Here is a 20,300-nt window from a genome sequence, read left to right on the forward strand (position 1 = left end):
CCGAGTCCGTCAACGACGTGGCGACGGTGCAGCAGAACTTGTTCCGCGGTTTCGACCAGGCTTCGCTCGATCTGGAAACGCAGGCGCGCCTCACGCGTGGCTTGCAGCGCAGCCTGATGCGTGCGCGCATGGTGCAGTTCGACACCGTGGCTGATCGTCTGTACCGCGTGGCTCGCCAGGCCGCGTCCGAGACCGGCAAGGAAGTCCGCCTGTTCATCAAGGGCGGTACGGTGGAACTGGACCGCAGCGTGCTGGACCGCATGGGCGGCCCGCTCGAGCACATGATCCGCAACTCGGTCGCGCACGGCATTGAGCTGGCCGACGAGCGCCGCGCCAAGGGCAAGTCGCCCGCCGGCGAGCTGACGCTCGAAGTGCAGCAGGAAGGCAACGAGGTCGTGCTGCACTTCGTCGACGATGGTGCCGGCCTGAACCTCGAGCGCATCCGCGCCCGCGCGCTGGAGCGCCAGCTGCTGGCCCCGGACGAAGAGGCGAGCGACGCGCGCCTGACCGAGATGATCTTCACGCCGGGCTTCTCCACCGCCGAGCAGGTGTCGGAGCTGGCCGGCCGTGGCGTGGGCATGGACGTGGTGCGTGCCGAGACCGTGGCCCTTGGTGGCCGTATCTCGCTGCAGACCACGCCGGATGTCGGCACGCGCTTCACCATCCACCTGCCGCTGACCACCGCAATTACGCAGGTGCTGCTGGTGCGTGTGAGCGAGCGTGTGTATGCGATCCCGTCGGGCATGATCGACCACGTGCAGCAGCTGCGTCCGCAGTCGCTGGCGGAAGCCTACAACGCGGCCCAGCTGCAGTTACCGGCCGGCCCGGTGCCGTTCCACTACTTCGGCGCGCTGCTGGAGGAGGGCAAGGTCGTCGCCGGCGGGCGCAAGTATTCGCCGGCCGTGGTGGTGCGCAACGGCGCCGAGCGCGCCGCCGTGCACGTGGACGAAGTGATCGGCAACCGCGAAGTGGTGGTCAAGCACATCGGCCCGCACCTCGCGCGCCTGGAAGGCATTGCCGGCGCGACCACGCTGGGCGACGGCGAGATCGTGCTGATCTACAACCCGGTGGTGCTCACGCAGCGCTTCGAGCGCGAAGCGGCCGCCCTGGGCCTGCCGCAGAACGCTCAGGAGACCACCGGCGCGGTGGCCGAGCTGCAACGCAACGGCAGCACCGATGCCGTGCCGGGCCTGGCCACGCAGCCGATCATCATGGTGGTCGACGATTCGCTCACGGTGCGCAAGGTCACGCAGCGCCTGCTCACGCGTTCGGGCTACCAGGTCGTGCTTGCGCGCGACGGTGTGGACGCCCTGCGTCAGCTGCAGGAAGTCACGCCGGACGCCATGCTGGTCGACATCGAGATGCCGCACATGGACGGCTTCGACCTCACGCGCAACGTGCGCGCCGACGAGCGCATCGGCGCCACGCCGATCATCATGATCACCTCGCGTACGGCGGACAAGCACCGCCGCTACGCCGCGGACATCGGCGTGAACGTCTACCTCGGCAAGCCGTACAACGAAGAGGAGCTGCTGCAGCACCTGCGCAACCTGATCGGCGCACGCGCGCCGGCAGCCAACGCCGGCTGATCGCGCCAACCGCAGAAAACACGACGGGCCGGTGCGATACCGGCCCGTCGTGTTTTCGGGGGGCGCCTGCGTCAGGCGATCAATTCGGCCTGGCCAGCTTGGCGCCGCACTCCCAGTTGCGCTCGCGCAGCTTGCCGATCTGCTCGACGGGCGGCGAGCGCCATTCGGCGGGCAGCGTGCAGGCGCGGTGCGAGGGGCGCTTGCTGTGCGTATCACCGGGTTCGGGCTCTTGCGGCGGGATGTAGTCGTTGCGGATCTCGCCGGAGAGGGCGTTCACGCTTTGCGTCTGCGTCATGCCGGTCATGGTGTCGGCGGAGAGGATGTCCCACCCGGCGACGATCCAGCGGCCCTCACGCTGCGTGAGCACCCACTTGTCGCCCCATTTGTCGCGCGAGCCGCCGTAGTTGCCGGCAATCAACGAGCCGCGCTTGATCTCCAGCGTCTCGAACGGGTCGCCGTACACGCCGCCGCATTGCTTGCACAGGATGATGTCGTCGCTGGCCAGCGCCAGCTTGTCGCCGGTGTAGATGCGCAGGCGGCGCCCGGCGTCCGGGTCGGTCTTGGCGCTGAGCACGTCGATGCAGGCATCGACCGCGTCGGGCTTGCCGATCGGGCCGCGCACGCTGCGCTCGATGGTGTAGCCGGTATCGGGTGCGGCACACGGCTTGGCGCTGTCGTCAGCGCTGGCGAGCAGCGGTGCCATGGCGAGGCAGGCGGCGGCAAGACGGATCAGGAAAGTGGGGCGCATAGGGCAACCGACCGTGAGATCACAAGCCTTGCAGTATGGTGGCCCCCGCAGCCGATTGCCATGGCTTTGATCGGAGGGCATACAATCCGCCCGGTTTCTTCAATCTTCTATCTTGTTGCTGTCATGACTGCTGCTTCCGCCCGTCTTCCGCTGTACCGCATCCTGCAATCCCAGGGTTTCGGCACGCGCCGCTATTGCAAGGACCTCGTGCTGGCGGGGCTGGTGTTCATCGACGGCGTGGAGATGGAAGACCCGGACGCCCAGGTCGACACCGCCGGCCTGGTCTTGGACGTGGATGGCGACCGCTGGACCTACTACGCGCGCGCCTACGTGATGCTCAACAAGCCGGATGGCGTGGAGTGCTCGCAGAAGCCGAAGCACCATCCGAGCGTGTATTCGCTGCTGCCGGTGCCGCTGCGCGAGCGCGGCGTGCAATGCGTCGGCCGCCTGGACCAGGACACCACCGGCTTGCTGCTGCTGACTGACGACGGCCAGTTCGTCCATACGCTCACCAGCCCGCGCCACCAGGTGCCCAAGGTGTACGAGATCACCACCGCCGAACCCGTGACCGACGCGCAGATCGCCCAGTTGTGCGCCGGTGTGCTGCTGGCCGACGAGAATGAAAACGTTGCCGCGGCCTGGGCCGAGCGCGTGGACACGCACCATCTGCGCATGGCCCTCACGCAGGGCAAATACCATCAGGTGAAACGCATGGTCGCCGCGGCAGGCAATCACGTGGCGGGGCTGCACCGCAGCGCCATCGGCGGCCTGTCGCTGGGCGAAGATCTGGCCCCGGGCGAGTGGCGCTGGCTGGAGGCCGCCGACCTGGAAGCGCTGAATACCACACCGGTACACATCGCCGGGTCGGGTGCTTAAGCCACCACAAAAAGCCCCACGAAGGTGGCGACTCCTCCAAATGAAAGGGCCACCTGCCGGGGGCTTTTGGTAAACTAACCGCATGGCCTCGCCGGACGCACACATCAATCTCACGAATCAGTTCCTGATCGCTATGCCCGGCATGGCGGATTCCACGTTTTCGGGCACGGTGGTGTACCTGTGCGAGCACAACGAGCGCGGCGCGCTCGGCCTCGTCATCAACCGGCCCATCGATATCGACTTGGCGACGCTGTTCGACAAGATCGATCTCAAGCTCGAAATCCACCCCCTCGCAGAACAACCCGTGTATTACGGCGGCCCGGTGCAGACCGAGCGCGGCTTCGTGCTGCATGACGCGATGGGTGCGTATTCGTCGTCGCTGGCGGTGCCGGGCGGGCTGGAAATGACCACTTCCAAGGATGTGCTGGAGGCCGTTGCCCACGGTGGCGGGCCGCAGCGTTTCATCCTGACTCTCGGGTACGCCGGCTGGAGCGCCGGCCAGCTGGAAGAAGAAATCAGCCGCAATGGCTGGCTGACCGTCCAGGCCGATCCCGACATCATCTTCAACGTGCCCGCCGAGGGGCGCTTTGCCGCCGCGCTGAACCTGCTCGGCATCAGTCCCGCCATGCTGTCGGGCGAGGCAGGGCATGCCTGAGCCGGCACGTCCGGCGATCGCCTCCGTGCCCGCAGAAGGCACCCTGCTGGCTTTCGATTACGGCGAAAAGCGCATCGGTGTGGCGCTGGGCAACTCCATCACGCGCTCGGCGCGGGCGCTGGAGACCATCCCCAACCGTTCGGTCGACTTCCGTTTTGCGCAGATCACGCGGCTGGTGAGCGAATGGCAGCCGGTCGGCTTCGTGGTCGGCATGCCTGTGCACCCCGATGGGGAAGAGCAGCCGATGATCAAGCTCGCCAAACGCTTCGGCAATCAGTTGCACGGCCGCTACGGCCTGCCTGTCACCTGGGTCGACGAGCGCTATTCGTCGATCGCCGCGCAGGACGCCGGCGCCACCGATGACGTGCTCGACGCCGAGGCTGCCTGCATCATCCTCCAACAATACTTCGACGAGTCACACGCATGACATCGCAACAGATCGATGCCGAGGCGCTTTACCAGAGCCTCGTCGCGCAACTGCGCACGCGGATGGCCGGTGGCCACACGTGGTCGGTGGCCGGAATCGTCAGCGGCGGCGCCTGGATCGCCAAGCGCCTGGCGCACGACCTCGGCCTGCCGGAATACGGCGTCGTCAACGTGTCGATGCACCGCGACGACTACGCCAAGAAAGGCCTGCACGCCCAGGCCCAGCCGACCACGCTGCCGTTTGACGTGGCAGACAGCCGCATCCTCCTGGTGGACGACGTGCTGGCCAGTGGCCGCACCATCCGCGCGGCCATCAACGAGCTGTTCGACTACGGCCGCCCGGCCGCGGTGGAGCTGGCCGTGCTGGTCGACCGCGGCGAGCGCCAGTTGCCTGTTGCGCCCGACTACATCGGCGAGCGCATCACCTTGCCGGCCGACGAGTCGCTCGTGCTGAGCCAGGCGGGCGAGGGCGCATCGGCCCGCTTCACCTTCACGCGCGAGCCCAAGGGTGCCTGACCCTGTGCGCCGCACCGCTTTTGTTTTGATCGCTTCCGTTCGCCCACGTCTGTCATGACCAAGACTTTCGCCAACCCGCAGCTCACGAAAAACGGCGAGCTCAAGCACCTGCTGTCGATCGAGGGGCTGTCGCGCGACATCCTCACGCACGTGCTGGACACCGCGCAGCAGTTCGTCTCCGTATCGGATTCCGACCGCGAGGTGAAGAAGGTGCCGCTGCTGCGCGGCAAGAGCGTGTTCAACCTGTTCTTCGAGAACTCCACGCGCACGCGCACTACGTTCGAGATCGCGGCCAAGCGGCTGTCGGCGGACGTGATCAACCTGAACATCAACGCGTCGTCCACCAGCAAGGGCGAATCGCTGCTGGATACGATCAACAACCTGTCGGCGATGCAGGCCGACATGTTTGTCGTGCGGCATGCCAGCTCGGGCGCGCCGTACCTGATTGCCGAGCACGTCGCGCCGCACGTGCACGTGATCAACGCGGGCGATGGCCGGCATGCGCACCCCACGCAGGGGCTGCTCGACATGTACACCATCCGCCACTACAAGAAGGATTTCTCCAACCTGACGGTGGCGATCGTCGGCGACATCCTGCACTCGCGGGTGGCACGCTCCGACATCCATGCGCTGACCACGCTGGGCTGCGCCGAGGTGCGCGCGATCGGCCCGCGCACGCTGCTGCCGACCGGCCTGGAGCACATGGGCGTGCGCGTCTTCCACAACATGGAAGACGGCCTCAAGGGCGTGGACGTGGTCATCATGCTGCGCCTGCAGAACGAGCGCATGAGCGGCGCGCTGCTGCCGTCCGCGCAGGAGTACTTCAAGGCGTACGGCCTGACGCAGGAGCGCTTGGCGCTAGCCAAGCCGGACGCCATCGTCATGCACCCGGGCCCGATGAACCGCGGCGTGGAGATCGACTCCGCCGTGGCTGACGGCGTGCAATCGGTGATCCTGAACCAGGTGACCTTCGGCATCGCGGTACGCATGGCCGTGATGGGCATCGTGGCTGGCAACAACGACTAAGAAGATCGATGAAACTGCATATCAAAGGCGGCCGCCTGATCGACCCGGCCAACGGCATCGACGCGCAACAGGATCTGTATATCGCTGCGGGCAAGGTGGTCGGTGTCGGCCACGCGCCGGCGGATTTCAACGCCAACAAGACCGTCGACGCGACTGGCCTGATCGTGTGCCCGGGGCTGATCGACCTCTCCGCCCGCCTGCGCGAGCCGGGCTTCGAATACAAGGCGACGCTCGAATCAGAAATGGCCGCGGCGATGGCCGGCGGCGTGACCTCGCTGGTGTGCCCGCCGGATACCGACCCGGTGCTGGATGAGCCCGGCCTGGTCGAGATGCTCAAGTTCCGCGCGCGCAACCTGAACCAGGCGCACGTGTATCCGCTCGGCGCGCTCACCGTCGGCCTCAAGGGCGCGGTGTTGACCGAGATGGCCGAGCTGACCGAATCGGGCTGCGTCGGCTTCTCGCAGGCCGATGCGCCGATGACCGACACACAGGTGCTGATGCGCGCGCTGCAATACGCGCAGACCTTCGGCTTTACCGTCTGGCTGCGTCCGGAAGACCCGTTCCTGGGCAAGGGCGGCGTGGCGGCAAGCGGCCCGCTGGCCTCGCGCCTGGGCCTCTCGGGCGTGCCCGTCATTTCCGAAACGGTGCGCTTGCACACGATTTTCGAACTGATTCGCAGCACCGGCGCGCGCGTGCATCTGTGCCGCCTGTCGTCGGCTGCCGGGCTGGAGCTGGTGCGCCGCGCCAAGGCCGAGGGCCTGCCGGTCACCTGCGACGTGAACGTCCACCACATCTCGCTGACCGACGTCGACATCGGCTACTTCAACTCGCAGATGCGCTTCGTGCCGCCGCTGCGTGCCGGCCGCGACCGCGACGGCATCGTGCGCGCGCTCATCGATGGCACCATCGACGCGATCTGCTCCGACCACACGCCGGTGGACGACGACGAGAAGCTGCTGCCGTTTGCCGAGGCTTCGCCCGGTGCCACCGGCCTGGAGACGCTGCTGCCGCTGACGCTGCGCTGGGCTACCGAGCACAAGGTCGAGCTGCCAAAGGCGCTGGCCCGCATCACCAGCGAACCGGCACGCGTGCTGGGCTTGCACGCCGGCTCACTGGAAGTGGGCGCACTGGCCGACGTGTGCGTGTTCGATCCGAACGCAACGTGGAAGCTGGAGCCGCGCAGCCTGCGCAGCCAGGGCAAGAACTCGCCGTACCTGGGCTTCGAGCTGGCCGGCCGCGTGCGCGCCACGCTGGTCGCCGGCCACCTCGCCTATGACGGGCATTGACCAGCGCGCGCAAGGCGCGCCGGCCGAGATGGGCGCGCAGTCGCCATCTCAACCGCAACGCAAGCACGTGCTGCGCAAGCTGCGCCTGCTGGTGCATCTGGCCGAAGGTATTGCCACCTGCGCACTGCTGTTCTGGTGGGTGCGGCCGCGCGCCAAGCAGGCGCTGATCCAGCGCTGGTCGCGCAAGCTGCTGGCGTTGTTCCGCGTCTCGCTGGTGGTGCATGGCGAGCCGGTGGGCCCGGCTGACCTGGCCGGCTCCATGCTGGTGTCGAACCACGTGTCGTGGCTCGATATCTACGCCTTCAATGCCTGGCACCCGCCGCGCTTCGTCGCCAAGTCGGAGATCCGCCAGTGGCCGGTGATCGGCTGGCTATGTGCGCAGACTGGCGTGCTGTTCGTCGAGCGTGGCCGCAAGCGCGATGCGCACCGCATCATGCACGTCATCGCTGACGCGCTGCGCAGCGGTGAGGCGATCTGCGTGTTTCCGGAGGGGACGACCTCCAGTGGCATGCAGCTGCTGCCGTTCCACGCCAATATGTTCCAGGCCCCGGTGACAGCCGCCGCGCCGATCCGCCCGCTGGCGCTGCGCTACCGCATCGCTGCCACCGGCGAGCTCACGAGCATTCCCGCCTATATCGACGATCTGTCGCTGCTCGATTCAGTCAACGCGATCCTGAATGGGCCGCCGCTGACCGTGGAGGTGTTTGTGGGCCCGTCCGTGGCGCCGGAGATGGACCGCCGCGCGCTGGCCGAGCACAGCCGCCAGGCGGTGGCCATGCTGATGGAGCGGGCCGGGTAGCCGGCGCCCGCTACGTCTTGTGCGCGAGCGGGTCCTGCACCTGCTCGCACGCCACCTGCACCACCTCGCGGCCGGCCGGCGCCAGCGTCATGCGCGCCGCCGTCAGCTTGCCGCCCCACACGCAGCCGGTGTCCAGGCCGAGCAGATCGTCTCGCATCACCAACCCTTTCGTCGACCAGTGGCCGAATGCGATCGGCGTGCCGCGCGTACGGCGCCCTGGCGCGTCGAACCAAGGTATGTGGCCATCCGGGGCGCCATCGGCGTCCTTGGTCTCGAACTCCATCGCGCCATCGGGCGTGCAGAAGCGCAGGCGCGTCAGGGCGTTGATGGTCAGACGCAGGCGGTCCATACCGGTGAGATCGTTGCTCCACTTGGCGGGGTGGTTGCCGAAGGCGTCGGCCAGGAAAGTCTTCCAGTGGGGGCTGCGCAGTTCGCGCTCCACGGCGCCGGCCAGTTCCAGCACGTCGCCCGTCGTCCATTGCGGCAGCACGCCGGCATGCACCATCAGGAAGCCGTTTTCGAAGATGGCCAGCGGCTGGTGGCGCAGCCAGTCGATGAGTGCGTCGCGGTCGGGTGCGGCCAGGACGTCGGCGAGGGTGTCGCGCTTGCCAGGCTTGCGCACACCCGCGGCCACGGCCAGCAGGTGGATGTCATGGTTGCCCAGCACCGTGCGTGCGCGCCCTTCCTCGCACAATGCGATGACGCGGCGCAGTGTGCCAAGCGAATCCGGGCCGCGGTTGACCATGTCGCCGACGAAGCGCAGAGGGGTGTCGGCGGGCAAGGCGGCCAGGAGGGTCTGGAGGGGGGAGCAGCAGCCTTGGAGGTCGCCGATGGCGTGGGGGACGGTTGAGGCGACGGTCATGTGAGGCGGGCGGCGCACGTCGTGGCTGGTTGAGACGCACGCGCCTCAGTTGTTACAACGCGCTACAAAAAGATGGGGCCTATTGGCAGGGCATACCCCGGGGTCGGATAGAATACGCCACTTCTCACCGTACTTAACAATTCCGCCGCCACCCAAGGGGGCTCAGAGCGGATCCATGCGCGGGCGTTGGCTCGCGACAAGGAGCATAGAGTTTGTCCCATATTCTCGTCACCGGCGGTGCCGGCTTTATTGGCGGCAATTTCGTCCTGAACTGGCTGGCGAATCCCAGTGCCGATGGCATCGTCAACGTCGACAAATTGACCTATGCCGGCAATCGTAAGACCCTGGCATCGGTCGAGAACGATCCGCGCCATGTGTTCTCCCAGACGGATATCTGTGATCGCGCCGCCTTGGATAACCTGTTCGCCAAGTTCAAGCCGCGTGCCGTGGTCCACTTTGCCGCCGAGAGCCACGTGGATCGCTCGATCCACGGCCCGGGCGAGTTCATCCAGACCAATATTGTCGGCACGTTCACCCTGCTTGAAGCGGTGCGTGCGTACTGGAGCGAACTCGACGAAGAGCCCAAGGCCGCTTTCCGCTTCCTGCATGTCTCGACTGACGAGGTGTTCGGCTCGCTCGGGCCGACCGACCCGCAGTTCTCCGAGACGACGCCCTACGCGCCCAACAGCCCGTACTCGGCGTCGAAGGCTGCATCGGACCATCTGGTGCGCGCATATCACCATACGTATGGCCTGCCGGTCGTGACGACCAACTGCTCCAACAACTATGGGCCGTACCACTTCCCGGAAAAGCTAATTCCTCTGATGATCGCCAACGCGCTCGGCGGCAAGCCGCTGCCGGTCTACGGCGATGGGCAGAACGTGCGCGACTGGCTGTACGTGGGTGACCACTGCGCCGCCATCCGCGAGGTGCTGGCAGGGGGGCGTTTGGGTGAGACATACAACGTCGGCGGCTGGAATGAGGAGACCAATCTGGAGGTCGTGCATACGCTGTGTGACTTGCTGGATCAGCTCAAGCCAAAGACAACCGGGTCATACCGTGACCAGATTACCTTCGTGAAGGATCGGCCCGGGCATGATCGACGCTATGCCATCGACGCCCGCAAGCTCGAGCGCGAGCTTGGCTGGAAGCCGGCTGAAACGTTCGAAACTGGGCTGCGCAAGACGGTGCAATGGTATTTGGACAACCAGGCGTGGGTGCAGGACGTGATGTCAGGTGAGTATCGGAACTGGGTGGCAAAGCAATATGCAGCGTAAGGCGCGTGCCGTGCCGAAGCTCCTTGTTACCGGGAGCAATGGCCAAGTCGGTTTCGAGCTCCGTCGTAGCTTGGCTCCGCTCGGCGAGGTGATTGCACTGGATCGTGCCGGCTGTGACCTGTCTCAGCCCGACGCATTGCGCCGGGTGGTTCGCGAGCATTGCCCGGATGTCATCGTCAATCCGGCTGCTTACACTGCGGTGGACAAAGCTGAAAGTGATGTCGAGACTGCTTTTGCCGTCAACTGCGCTGCCGCAGGTGTGCTGGCCGAAGAGGCGCGTGCGCTTGGGAGCCTGATGGTTCACTACAGCACCGATTACGTATTCGACGGCACTAAGGCTGGTGCCTACGCCGAGGCAGATGCGACCAATCCGCAGTCCATCTATGGCAAGAGCAAGCTCGCGGGTGAGCAGGCCATCGCCGCTTCGGGTGCGACAGCGCTGGTGTTGCGCACGTGCTGGGTGGCAGGGGCTCATGGTGGCAATTTCGCCAAGACCATGCTGAAACTGGGTCGCGAGCGTGACAGCCTGCGTGTGATCGCGGACCAGTTTGGCGCACCAACTACGGCAGCATTGATCGCCGACGTCACTGCGCAAATTATTGCCCGCTACTGGTTGTCGGCAGACCGTTCGGCCTTTCCTGGCGGCGTCTATCACCTCGCCGCTGCTGGCGAAACCACCTGGCATGGCTACGCCACCGAGGTGCTACGCTATGCCGCAGTCTGTGGCGTAGCGCTTAAGGTTGACCCGGAGACAATCACTGCCATCCCCGCGACCGAATATCCACTGCCGGCACCGCGGCCCGCCAACTCGCGCCTCGATACGACCAAGCTGCGCGAGACGTTTGATGTTCACCTTCCGGACTGGCGCCAGGGTGTGCGTTTCCTGCTCGACCAGATTCTTTGAGATTCCCTGATTATGCGTAAAGGCATCATTCTTGCCGGTGGCTCCGGCACGCGGCTGTATCCGATTACCCGGTCGGTCTCGAAGCAACTGCTGCCTGTCTATGACAAGCCGATGATCTACTACCCGCTGTCCACGCTGATGCTGGCCGGGATTCGCGACATCTTGGTGATCTCCACCCCGGAAGACACGCCGCGCTTTGCCGAGATGCTGGGTGATGGCAGCAAGTGGGGCCTCAACCTTCAGTACGCGGTGCAGCCTTCGCCGGATGGCTTGGCGCAGGCCTTCATCATTGGTCGTGACTTCGTCGGCAATGATCCGTCGACGCTGATCCTGGGCGACAACATCTTCCACGGCCATGATCTCGTGGCACAACTGCACCGCGCCAGCAATCAGGACGACGGTGCCACGGTGTTCGCTTACCACGTGCATGATCCAGAACGCTACGGCGTGGTTGAGTTCGACGGTGACTTCCGCGCGCTTTCTCTGGAAGAAAAGCCTGCCAAACCGCGTTCCAATTACGCTGTCACGGGTCTGTACTTCTACGATAGGCAGGTCTGCGACATTGCTGCCGACATCCGGCCGTCCGCACGCGGTGAACTGGAAATCACGGACGTGAACAAGCGCTATCTCGAGTTGGCGCAGCTCAACGTCGAGATCATGGGGCGCGGATACGCCTGGCTGGACACCGGCACGCACGAATCCCTGCTCGAGGCGGCCAGCTTCATTGCGACACTGCAAAACCGACAAGGATTGATGGTGGCCTGCCCTGAGGAGATTGCCTACCGAAGCGGCTGGATCAGCGCAGACAGCGTGGCGGAACTCGCCAAACCGCTTTCAAAGAATGCCTATGGCAGATACCTGCAGCGCGTGGTGTCGGAATCCATCAGATAGACAAAGACGTCAACAATGAATCTTAAAGCTATCCCTACCTCGCTTCCGGAAGTTCTGATTCTGGAACCCAAGGTGTTCGGTGATGACCGCGGCTTTTTTTTCGAGAGCTTCAACGCTCGTGCCTTTGATGAGGCTACCGGCCTGAACCGAACTTTCGTTCAGGACAACCATTCTCGCTCAGCACGCAATGTTCTGCGAGGGCTCCACTATCAGATTCAGCGGCCCCAGGGCAAGCTGGTGCGCGTGGTTTCGGGGGCGGTTTTTGACGTGGCGGTGGATATGCGTCGCAGCTCACCCAATTTCGGCAAGTGGGTCGGCGTTGAGCTGTCTGCGGAAAACAAGCGCCAACTGTGGGTGCCGGAAGGGTTCGCTCACGGCTTCGTGGTGACTTCTGAAAGCGCAGAGTTCCTCTACAAGACCACCGACTATTGGTTCCCCGAGCACGAACGTAGCCTGCTGTGGAATGACCCCGAAATCGGCATCACCTGGCCGCTCAATGGCACGCCAATCCTGGCGGCAAAGGATGCCGCTGCGGCAACGCTGGCCGCAGCGGACACCTTCGACTGAGCACGCCTCAGTGGACGAGGCGCGGGCGCGACTGCTCCATTGTTTGCTTCGATCCGTTTGTCGAGCGTTTGGTGATCCTTCACTTCGTATTTTGCCCTCGGAATTCAATGAAGCACGGGTGCCAATACGCCAAGGGAAATTGAGTAGATAAATTCGTTGCTATGGGAATGGATAAAGTTGACCCTGCATCCGCACGGGCATTGAGCGAATGGCGGACATTCGGCCGCGTACTCGCCAAACACAAGCGCTTGTTGGTGGCCGTGCCTTTGCTGGCGGCGGTGGTTGCGGCGGGGGTGTTGCAACTGGTGCCGAATCAGTACACCGCAGTGCTCAAGATCGCTCCGTCGCCCTCCGCACAACTCTATATGTGGGCGTTGCGGGAGAACGGTCTGACGCGTTCGATCGTCGAAAAATTCGACCTTACCCGTCATTTCGGCGGCGTATCGCCAGTGATGGCGCGCCGCGAACTGGAGTCCGAGGTTCAGCTCGTCGCCAATTTGCAGGACAACTTTGTTGATGTGCGGGTGACAGATAAAGATCCCGAGATGGCAAAGAACCTCGCCAACGCCTATGGCGACGGAATGATTGATCTGCTCGTCGGCTTGCATCTCACAGATGCGTCGAAGGCAATCTACGCGTTGCAATCGAGGCGCGAGCGGGCCGTGAAGAGCGTCGCGGAGGCGCGGGCGAAAATGGAGCGGCCGGACATCAAGTCCGCGCTGCAGTTTGTCTCGACCTCGACGCGTGTTGGTGTGATCGGCATGGCTGGTGTCCAGGCGGAGACGACGCTTTCGATGGGATTGTTGCAGCCAACGACCCTGCAGAATCAAAACGACCTGGCGCGACAAACCTTGGACCAGAACGAAATCGTTCGCTTGCAGGAGCGGCTGGCCGGAATCCAACGGGCTCTGGCCGACGACATGCAGTTCAAGAATGCGGGTGTCCCGGTTGGCAACGTGGTGTCAGCGGTTGATGCCTTGCAGGACCAGGCGTACTGGGAGGCGATGGTCGATCGTATTGACCGCCGTATTGACGTGCTGCGGGCGACGGCGCGCGACGAGATTCGGGTGATTCGTGCGACGACCCCCGATAGCCCTTCCGGGCCACGGCGTCTGATGCTGGCAGCGGCGGTTGGTTTGGCCTCGTTGTTGATTGCCGTTATTTACGTGTTGGGTCGGGACCAATTCCAGCGTCAGCGCGGTGCCGATTGAGCGGTAGCTCGAGCGACTGGACATGTGGCTCGGCAACCTATGGGTTTTGCCGTGTAGGGAATCACCATGCCAAGTCCGTTGTTGAGAGCGGAAAGAAGCATGGAGCCAAGACCGGCAGATGGAGGCTCCAGCAATTCCCAACGATTCTGCGCCCAGTCGCTGCAATTTGATGCGGATGTTTATCACGGATGTCTCTTAGCAGGAATACCATTTGGAATCTCGCGGGCGCGGGGTTACCGCTATTGATCGGTGCGGCCACGATTCCGTGGTTGATGAGTCGGCTGGGGGTGGAGCGCTTTGGGATTCTGACGCTGCTGTGGGCCATCATTGGATACTTCAGCCTGTTTGATTTCGGTCTTGGCAGAGCGCTGACCCAGCAGGTCTCAGCGAGTCTTGGGGAGGGGCACGAGGCGCAGATTCCGGGGTTGGTCCGCTCAGGGATCAAGTTCACATTTGCCACTGGGGTACTGGGCGCGCTCCTTCTGGTGGCAAGCGCACATCCTCTCGGATATTCCATCCTCAACGTATCCGCGTCCTTGCAGAAGGAGACCTTTGTCAGCCTATTGATCGCAGCCATCGGCATCCCGTTGGCCACGGTCAGTGCGGGCCTGCGGGGCGTGGTGGAAGGGTATGAGCGTTTCTTGGCGAGCAATGTCGCCAGAATCTTTCTGGGCGTCTCAATCTTTGCGTTCCCCGTCTTCGGTGTGCTATTGAGCGGGCCGTCGCTGGTCGCTGTGACGATCTGGTTGATCATTTCCAGATTCGCTTCAATGGTGCTGTTCTGGTACTTCGTCGGACGCCTGCCGTACCATCGCCTCCCGGTGTTGCCGCGTGAGGCGGGCGCCACGCGCAAACTTCTGTCGTTCGGGGTCTGGATGGCGTTGAGCAACCTGATCAGCCCCTTACTGGTGAATGCGGACCGATTTGTGATTTCCCATTTGCTTGGCGCAGCAGTGGTGGCTTTCTATACGGTACCGTTCGAGTTTCTCGTGCGCTTGCTGATCCTCCCTGGTGCCATCGGCTCCACGCTGCTGCCCCGCATGGCGCGTGACCACCAGCAGGATCCGGCCAAGTCCCACGCGCTCTTCCGGCAGGGATTGACGATCACGTTCCTTGTCATGGGTGGCTTGGCGCTCCTGTGCTGTGTGATCGCCTACCCATTGATGAACCATTTCCTTGCGCCCGGTTTTGCTGCGCGCTCAATCTGGGTCGTGCTTATCCTATCGGTGGGCGTCGTCGTCAACGGGGTTGCGTACATGCCTTACACCGCGCTGCATTCCATGAAGGTGGCCCGGCCCGTCGGCATCCTGCATAGCGCGGAGCTCGTGATCTACCTGCCGCTGTTGGTCGGTTGTGTCTATCTGATGGGGTTGGAGGGCGCTGCGGTCGCGTGGACGCTGCGTGCTTTCTTGGACTGCTTGGGTCTGTTCTATCTCTATCGTAGGGCGACGCTTGATGCTGTTTGATCCGAGACTCGTCTTCCTGCTGTTGTGGAGCACTCAGATCGCAGGGCAACTGCTTGCCGGAGACGTCTTCGGCCAATATTCCGTCCTGACCTGGTCGGCGATTGCGTGCGCCGTCCTGGGCTTTGTGGCGGGCTCGACGCTGGGTGCCAGCTTGCCAATCCTGGAGAATGGGGCGCCGGGTTCGACACCGGATCGGCGTGATCCGTTCGTGCGTCGGGCTTTCCACTGGTTTGTGGTTTTGTATGGGATCACCGGGGTGCTCGTGCTCGCGAAGGTGTACCTGATCCTACGCGCGCAACTGGGCGGCGCGGTGACACTGCCGGGCATTCGGCAGGCGATTGTTTTTGACTTTGTCGGGCCGCGGAACATCTTCAGCCTGTTGCGGGTGTTCTTCTTTGGCGTGGGCGTGTGCATCTACTTCGTTGCCCACGCACGTTCGCTGTCCCGCTGGGAGTTGCTGTTTGTTCTGATGATTGGCCTGTTGTCAGCGTTGCTGACGACAGGGCGCCTCTACATGCTGATGCTGTTCGTCGCGGTGACGGCCTTGCTTTATCGGCAGCGTATTGTGACGCTGCGCGGCGTGCTGAGCGCGGCGGTGGGATTCATGGCGCTGTTTTTTCTCGTGGCTGTCTTGCTAGGCAAGGGAACCTCGGGCGGAGGCGTGCTGAGGCAGGTGATTTGGAATGCCCAGATCTATTTGTTGAGCAGCGTGGCCTGCCTGGATAATTACATCCAGACCGGCTTGCAGGAGATTCCGGGTGGCGCGTTGCTGCCCAACAGCGTACGCGGTCTTCTGCATGGCTTCGGCGTGAACATCCCGTTGAGGCCGCCGCTGATGCCATTTGTCAGCGTTCCCATGACTTGCAACACCTATACAGCATTGTTCCCCTTGTATCACGATGGGTCGCTGCTCGGTGTGCTTGCCGGATTTTTTGGGATCGGCCTGTTTCATCAGCTCTTATACAAGTGGAATCTGTCCAGCGAGAACCCCGTTGCTTGGTATTTCTACGCGGTCTCTCTTTACCCGCTATGTATGTCGATTTTTGAGGATTCGTATTTCTCCTCGCCGGGCTTCTGGATTTTGTTGTGGCTTCCACCCGTGCTGTATTGGCTCTGCCAGCGCGCATTTCGTGTGCCGGACAAGCGAGCGATGTGGACAGCTAATTGAACACAGAGATTATTCGAACGAACAAGCTTATGCAAAATTCCGCAGCGTTCACCATTTGCGCAATCAACTACCTTCCCAAGGCGTTGGTTCTGTTTGAATCCTATCGCCGACATCATCCGGATCACGCGTTCTACATTGTCCTCGTTGACCGTAAGGCAGACGATCTCGTGATAGATCGCCCGGGCCTGACCGTGATCTGGGTAGAGGACTTGGGCGTCGAGAATTTTCGGCAGCACGCGTTTGCATTCGATGTGATCGAGTTGAGCACGAACGTCAAGCCGGCCTCCCTTCTGTACTTGTTGAGTCGCTACGACGTTGCCTTGTATATCGACCCGGACATCAAGATCTACGCGCCGCTGGAGCCTGTCTTCAGTGCTTTGCAGACGGCGTCGGTCGTGGTAACCCCGCACACCAACCTGCCGGTGATCGACGGTAACAAGCCCGACGATGTGGATCTCCTGCGATTTGGCGCGTTCAACCTGGGCTTTGTTGGCGTGTCGCGCTGCGAGGAGGGTATCGCCTTCGCGAAGTGGTGGTCCGACCGCTGCCTGGCCTTTGGCTTCTATGAGCCTCAGCTTGGTTTGGCCGTCGATCAGAAATGGGTGGACTTGGCGCCGGCGTTCTTCCCCGCACTCCAGATTCTTCATGATCCCGGCCTCAACGTCGCGTTCTGGAACCTGCACGAGCGCACGCTTGCGCAACGCGATGGGGCCTGGCGGGTGAATGACAAGGTGCTCTTGCGCTTCATCCATTTCAGCTCGTTCGATGCAAAGCGTCCGGACGTGATTGCCTACAAGCAGAGTCGGTTTGCACCGGGTTCCCGGCCGGATTTCCAGGAGCTTGCCACGGAGTATGCGGCGGAGCTCCAAAAAGAGGGTTCGGATGATTTTGTCGGACGCAAATATGGGTTCGATTATTTTTCCGATGGTACGTACATCACCCCCGCGCTGCGGCGCTTTTATGCTGGCTTGAAAGCGCAATTTGCCGATGTCGCAGATCCGTTTGATCCGGCCGGCAAGGTGATGGCGTTCGCTAAGCGCAAGCGCTTGCTGGTGCGGGGGAATGCGGCCGCCAAACGTCACACGTTCCATGACGTTGATCGATTCCGCGGTTCGATCAAAATCATTCATGTGTTGCTGCGCGTGGCGCTTAGGGTGCTCGGGCCGAATCGCTACTATATGCTCATGCGTTATCTCAGCCACATCTCGTCGCTGCGCAATCAGACTGACATGTTTGGCCGTATCGATTAATCATTGCCAAACCGTTGCTCCGTTGTTTTGAGCGACAAGCATCTCAGAGCAAACTAAATTGAAGATGGAAACCATACTGATCACCGGCGGCCTCGGCTTTATCGGCCTGAACCTTGCAACCGAGTTGGTGGCTACTGGGCACCGCGTCAGGCTGTTCGATAATCTCAGCCCGCAGATTCATGGTCCTTTGCCTGTGGTCGACCATCCGGTCCTGGCATCTGATCGGGTCGAGGTGATGCGAGGGGATGTGGTCTCCCGCGCGGACCTGGAGCGAGCCATCGCAGGGGCGGATGCGATTGTCCATCTTGCCGCCGAGACAGGGACTGGGCAGTCGATGTACCAGATCGCGCACTACAACTTCGTCAACACGCAGGCCACCGCTGTGTTGCTGGAGGTGCTCCAGCAGGCAGCGAGTCCGAGCGTGAAGAAGATCATCCTGGCGTCCAGCCGCTCGGTTTACGGGGAGGGTGCATTCACATGCCCCGCGTGTTCGCCGGAAACTGTCCGCTACCCAGACCCGCGCACACGCGAGGCATTGGCGGCGCATCGCTGGGAGCCTGCGTGCCCCATATGCGCAGCGCCGATGCAGCCGGTCGCGACGAGCGAAAGTGCGCGCATCAATCCCGCGTCCATCTACGCCGCGACCAAGTTTGCGCAGGAGGAGTTGATCCGGATCGGGGCGCAGGCCCTGGGTATCCCGAGCGTGGCCTTGCGCTTCCAGAACGTCTACGGCGAAGGGCAGTCACTCAACAATCCCTATACTGGCATCCTGTCGATCTTTTCCACCCGTATTCGTCAGGGCAAGTCGCTGCCGATCTTTGAGGACGGCCTGGAAAGCCGGGATTTCGTGCACGTGACTGATGTGGCACGTGCGGTCGCGGCTGCGTTGAAGACCGATGTGGGGATGTTCGATGTCTTCAACGTCGGACTCGGCAAGCCCGTTTCGGTCATGGAGATTGCGACCAAGCTGATGCACAAGCTGGGCGGCACGATCGCGCCGCATGTGACGGCGGAGTATCGCGTGGGCGACATCCGCCACTGTTATGCCGACATTACCCGGATCGGCGAGGCGCTCGGCTACCAGCCGCAGGTCGATATTGACGCGGGCCTGGATCGCTTCGTCGCCTGGGTGCGCACTCAGCCGTTGCCGGCTGACCGGCTCGATCAGGCGAATGAAGAACTGCGTCGTCGCAAGTTGATGGCATGACCATGTTTCGATTGGTGCGCTCCGACATCGAGCGAATGCGTGCACTAAGCGGGACGCCGGGCCCTGCATCGGTCCTTGCAGTGCCGCTGGCGTTGCTGAATCCGCGGCTGTGTCCTGCCGTTCTGATCCGGTTGGCAGCGTGGTTGGCGCGTTGTCGGCTTGGCGTGCTGGCCAAGCTGGTTGCGCTCGTCAATCTTGTGTTGTTCGGCATTGAAGCCTCGCCGCGAATCGAGATTGGGGCCGGTCTGTTTCTGCCTCATACCTCGGGCACTGTGATCGGGGCGGCGCGCATTGGTCGGAACGTCACGATCTTCCAGGGAGTGACACTCGGGGCGAAAGAGTTGGACATGTCATTCGTGCCGGAGTCGCGCCCACGGGTTGAGGATGACGTTGTCATCGGGGCGGGTGCCAAGATTCTTGGTGGCGTGCGCATCGGTACCGGTGCCCGTATCGGCGCCAACGCCGTTGTCATCAGCGATGTGCCGGACGGCGCCCTGGCGATCGGTATTCCAGCAAAGATCGTCTACGCCGATCGCGCCGAACAGGTGATCGAATGAAGCTTGATCACTACTTCATGGGCAAGCGAATCCTGTTCATCGGGCCGCGCACCTTTGGCTACGAGCGGGAGATCACAACGCGCCTGCAGCAGCTCGGGGCCATCGTCGAATATCACGACGACCGGCCTTCAGCGAAGGCCTCCATGAAAGTTGCCATCCGGTTGTTCCCGACGCTGGTTGAGCGGCAGATCCGCGGCTATTTCGAGTCAATTCTGGCGCATGCCCAGGATGACTTTGATTTCGTCTTCATCATCAAGCTGGAGTGCATGCCGCTGGATATCCTGGCCAAACTGAGGCAGAAGCTGGCGCGCGCTCGTTTCATCTACTATTCCTGGGATTCCGTCCGCAATAATCGGAACTTCGAGGGTGCGGCCAGCTATTTCGACAGGCTGTTCACATTCGATACGGAAGACGCCAAAGCGGACGCCTGCCTCAAGCTGCGCCCTTTGTTCTTCCTGAACGAGTACCGGAATCTCCCGCATCCGCCGTCAGCCTATGACTTGTGTTTCGTCGGCACGGTGCATAGCGACCGGTTTACCTTGATCAAGAAGGTCAAGGCGTTGATCGAGCAGAGCGGGGCCCGCACGAAGTTCTACATGTTCGTGCCGCACAAGCTGATCTACTGGGCCAATCGCGTGTTTTCTCGCGCATTCTGGGGCAGCAGACCCTCCGATTTCGCGTTCGAGCCGCTGAAGAAGGCCGATGTGCTTCAGATGATCGCGCAGTCTCGCGCCATCCTGGATATCCAGCACCCTGGCCAAACGGGTCTGACGATGCGCACGATCGAGATGCTGGGTGCCCGCAAGAAGCTGATCACGACCAATCCGCTGGTGCGCGGCTACGAGTTCTTCAGGCCGGAGAATATTCTGGTCATTGATCGGGGTGATCCCGTCATCGATCCCGGCTTCCTCGGGGTGCCGTATGTCGAGCTTCCGGAGGATCTGTACGAGCGGTATTCCCTGGATGGATGGATTCGAGAGGTCTTCTCGGTTCCCGCCTGCGTCGTCGAATAGATATCC

At 62.8% G+C, this 20,300-nt stretch carries 21 protein-coding genes; 19 read left to right on the forward strand and 2 right to left on the reverse strand.

From position 1 onward, the window contains the following. Positions 1-1,589: response regulator (locus QZ609_RS04220; protein ID WP_295491496.1), on the forward strand; the 1,589-nt coding region annotated here is incomplete at its 5' end. Between the two features lie 79 nt (positions 1,590-1,668). Here QZ609_RS04220 and QZ609_RS04225 read toward each other — a convergent pair. Continuing rightward, the gene (locus QZ609_RS04225; RefSeq protein ID WP_295491498.1) at positions 1,669-2,337 is read right to left on the reverse strand and encodes a hypothetical protein; all 669 of its coding nucleotides are present in this window, start codon (positions 2,335-2,337) and stop codon (positions 1,669-1,671) included. A 123-nt stretch (positions 2,338-2,460) separates the two neighbouring features. Between QZ609_RS04225 and QZ609_RS04230 the strand changes: the two genes are divergently transcribed. The 7 genes from QZ609_RS04230 (at position 2,461) to QZ609_RS04260 (ending at position 7,921) form a co-directional block, all read left to right on the forward strand. Beyond that, on the forward strand, positions 2,461-3,213 hold the full coding sequence (locus tag QZ609_RS04230) for a 16S rRNA pseudouridine(516) synthase (protein ID WP_295491501.1): 753 nt from the start codon (positions 2,461-2,463) through the stop codon (positions 3,211-3,213). A gap of 82 nt (positions 3,214-3,295) precedes the next feature. After that, positions 3,296-3,868, forward strand: coding sequence for a YqgE/AlgH family protein (locus QZ609_RS04235; protein WP_295491503.1), 573 nt, complete (start codon positions 3,296-3,298; stop codon positions 3,866-3,868). Further along, the gene (gene ruvX, locus QZ609_RS04240) at positions 3,861-4,295 is read left to right on the forward strand and encodes a Holliday junction resolvase RuvX (protein WP_295491505.1); all 435 of its coding nucleotides are present in this window, start codon (positions 3,861-3,863) and stop codon (positions 4,293-4,295) included. Before QZ609_RS04235 ends, ruvX begins: the two co-directional genes overlap by 8 nt. Then, complete coding sequence (gene pyrR / locus QZ609_RS04245) at positions 4,292-4,810, forward strand: bifunctional pyr operon transcriptional regulator/uracil phosphoribosyltransferase PyrR (RefSeq protein WP_295491508.1); 519 nt, start codon at positions 4,292-4,294, stop codon at positions 4,808-4,810. The genes ruvX and pyrR overlap by 4 nt, the downstream gene beginning before the upstream one ends. Before the next feature lie 54 nt (positions 4,811-4,864). Continuing rightward, entirely contained in the window at positions 4,865-5,836 is a 972-nt protein-coding gene (locus tag QZ609_RS04250; protein ID WP_295491511.1) for an aspartate carbamoyltransferase catalytic subunit, read from the forward strand. A gap of 8 nt (positions 5,837-5,844) precedes the next feature. Beyond that, positions 5,845-7,122, forward strand: coding sequence for a dihydroorotase (locus tag QZ609_RS04255; RefSeq protein WP_295491513.1), 1,278 nt, complete (start codon positions 5,845-5,847; stop codon positions 7,120-7,122). Further along, a complete protein-coding gene (locus QZ609_RS04260; protein WP_295491515.1) occupies positions 7,109-7,921 on the forward strand; it encodes a 1-acyl-sn-glycerol-3-phosphate acyltransferase in 813 nt (270 codons plus the stop codon). The genes QZ609_RS04255 and QZ609_RS04260 overlap by 14 nt, the downstream gene beginning before the upstream one ends. Positions 7,922-7,931: 10 nt before the next feature. Here the strand turns inward: QZ609_RS04260 and QZ609_RS04265 are convergent, their stop codons facing one another. Further along, positions 7,932-8,783, reverse strand: coding sequence for a symmetrical bis(5'-nucleosyl)-tetraphosphatase (locus tag QZ609_RS04265; RefSeq protein WP_295491518.1), 852 nt, complete (start codon positions 8,781-8,783; stop codon positions 7,932-7,934). A 212-nt stretch (positions 8,784-8,995) separates the two neighbouring features. Between QZ609_RS04265 and rfbB the strand changes: the two genes are divergently transcribed. From rfbB to QZ609_RS04320, 11 genes are all read left to right on the forward strand, one after another. Next, a complete protein-coding gene (rfbB, locus tag QZ609_RS04270; RefSeq protein WP_295491520.1) occupies positions 8,996-10,060 on the forward strand; it encodes a dTDP-glucose 4,6-dehydratase in 1,065 nt (354 codons plus the stop codon). Further along, positions 10,050-10,964 (forward strand): dTDP-4-dehydrorhamnose reductase, encoded by a 915-nt coding sequence (gene rfbD, locus QZ609_RS04275; protein WP_295491522.1) that lies wholly within the window; start codon positions 10,050-10,052, stop codon positions 10,962-10,964. Before rfbB ends, rfbD begins: the two co-directional genes overlap by 11 nt. Before the next feature lie 12 nt (positions 10,965-10,976). After that, positions 10,977-11,855: a glucose-1-phosphate thymidylyltransferase RfbA gene (gene rfbA, locus QZ609_RS04280; protein WP_295491525.1), complete on the forward strand. Its 879-nt coding sequence runs from the start codon at positions 10,977-10,979 to the stop codon at positions 11,853-11,855. A 15-nt stretch (positions 11,856-11,870) separates the two neighbouring features. Beyond that, the gene (gene rfbC, locus QZ609_RS04285) at positions 11,871-12,422 is read left to right on the forward strand and encodes a dTDP-4-dehydrorhamnose 3,5-epimerase (RefSeq protein ID WP_295491528.1); all 552 of its coding nucleotides are present in this window, start codon (positions 11,871-11,873) and stop codon (positions 12,420-12,422) included. 167 nt (positions 12,423-12,589) lie between these two features. Continuing rightward, the gene (locus QZ609_RS04290; protein WP_295491532.1) at positions 12,590-13,633 is read left to right on the forward strand and encodes a hypothetical protein; all 1,044 of its coding nucleotides are present in this window, start codon (positions 12,590-12,592) and stop codon (positions 13,631-13,633) included. Positions 13,634-13,821: 188 nt separating this feature from the next. Continuing rightward, positions 13,822-15,099 carry a flippase gene (locus tag QZ609_RS04295; RefSeq protein ID WP_295491534.1) on the forward strand — a complete coding sequence of 426 codons (1,278 nt, stop codon included), beginning with the start codon at positions 13,822-13,824 and terminating at the stop codon, positions 15,097-15,099. Then, entirely contained in the window at positions 15,089-16,267 is a 1,179-nt protein-coding gene (locus QZ609_RS04300) for an O-antigen polymerase (protein ID WP_295491537.1), read from the forward strand. Before QZ609_RS04295 ends, QZ609_RS04300 begins: the two co-directional genes overlap by 11 nt. Before the next feature lie 29 nt (positions 16,268-16,296). Beyond that, positions 16,297-17,517 carry a glycosyl transferase gene (locus tag QZ609_RS04305; RefSeq protein ID WP_295491539.1) on the forward strand — a complete coding sequence of 407 codons (1,221 nt, stop codon included), beginning with the start codon at positions 16,297-16,299 and terminating at the stop codon, positions 17,515-17,517. Between the two features lie 64 nt (positions 17,518-17,581). Continuing rightward, a complete protein-coding gene (locus tag QZ609_RS04310) occupies positions 17,582-18,724 on the forward strand; it encodes an NAD-dependent epimerase/dehydratase family protein (RefSeq protein WP_295491627.1) in 1,143 nt (380 codons plus the stop codon). Beyond that, complete coding sequence (locus tag QZ609_RS04315; RefSeq protein ID WP_295491542.1) at positions 18,721-19,281, forward strand: serine acetyltransferase; 561 nt, start codon at positions 18,721-18,723, stop codon at positions 19,279-19,281. The genes QZ609_RS04310 and QZ609_RS04315 overlap by 4 nt, the downstream gene beginning before the upstream one ends. Next, positions 19,278-20,294, forward strand: a complete 1,017-nt coding sequence (locus QZ609_RS04320; RefSeq protein WP_295491545.1) for a hypothetical protein — start codon at positions 19,278-19,280, stop codon at positions 20,292-20,294. Before QZ609_RS04315 ends, QZ609_RS04320 begins: the two co-directional genes overlap by 4 nt. The last annotated feature ends 6 nt before the right edge of the window (positions 20,295-20,300 follow it).

Source organism: uncultured Ralstonia sp. (genome assembly GCA_913056305.1).
Lineage (GTDB): Bacteria > Pseudomonadota > Gammaproteobacteria > Burkholderiales > Burkholderiaceae > Ralstonia.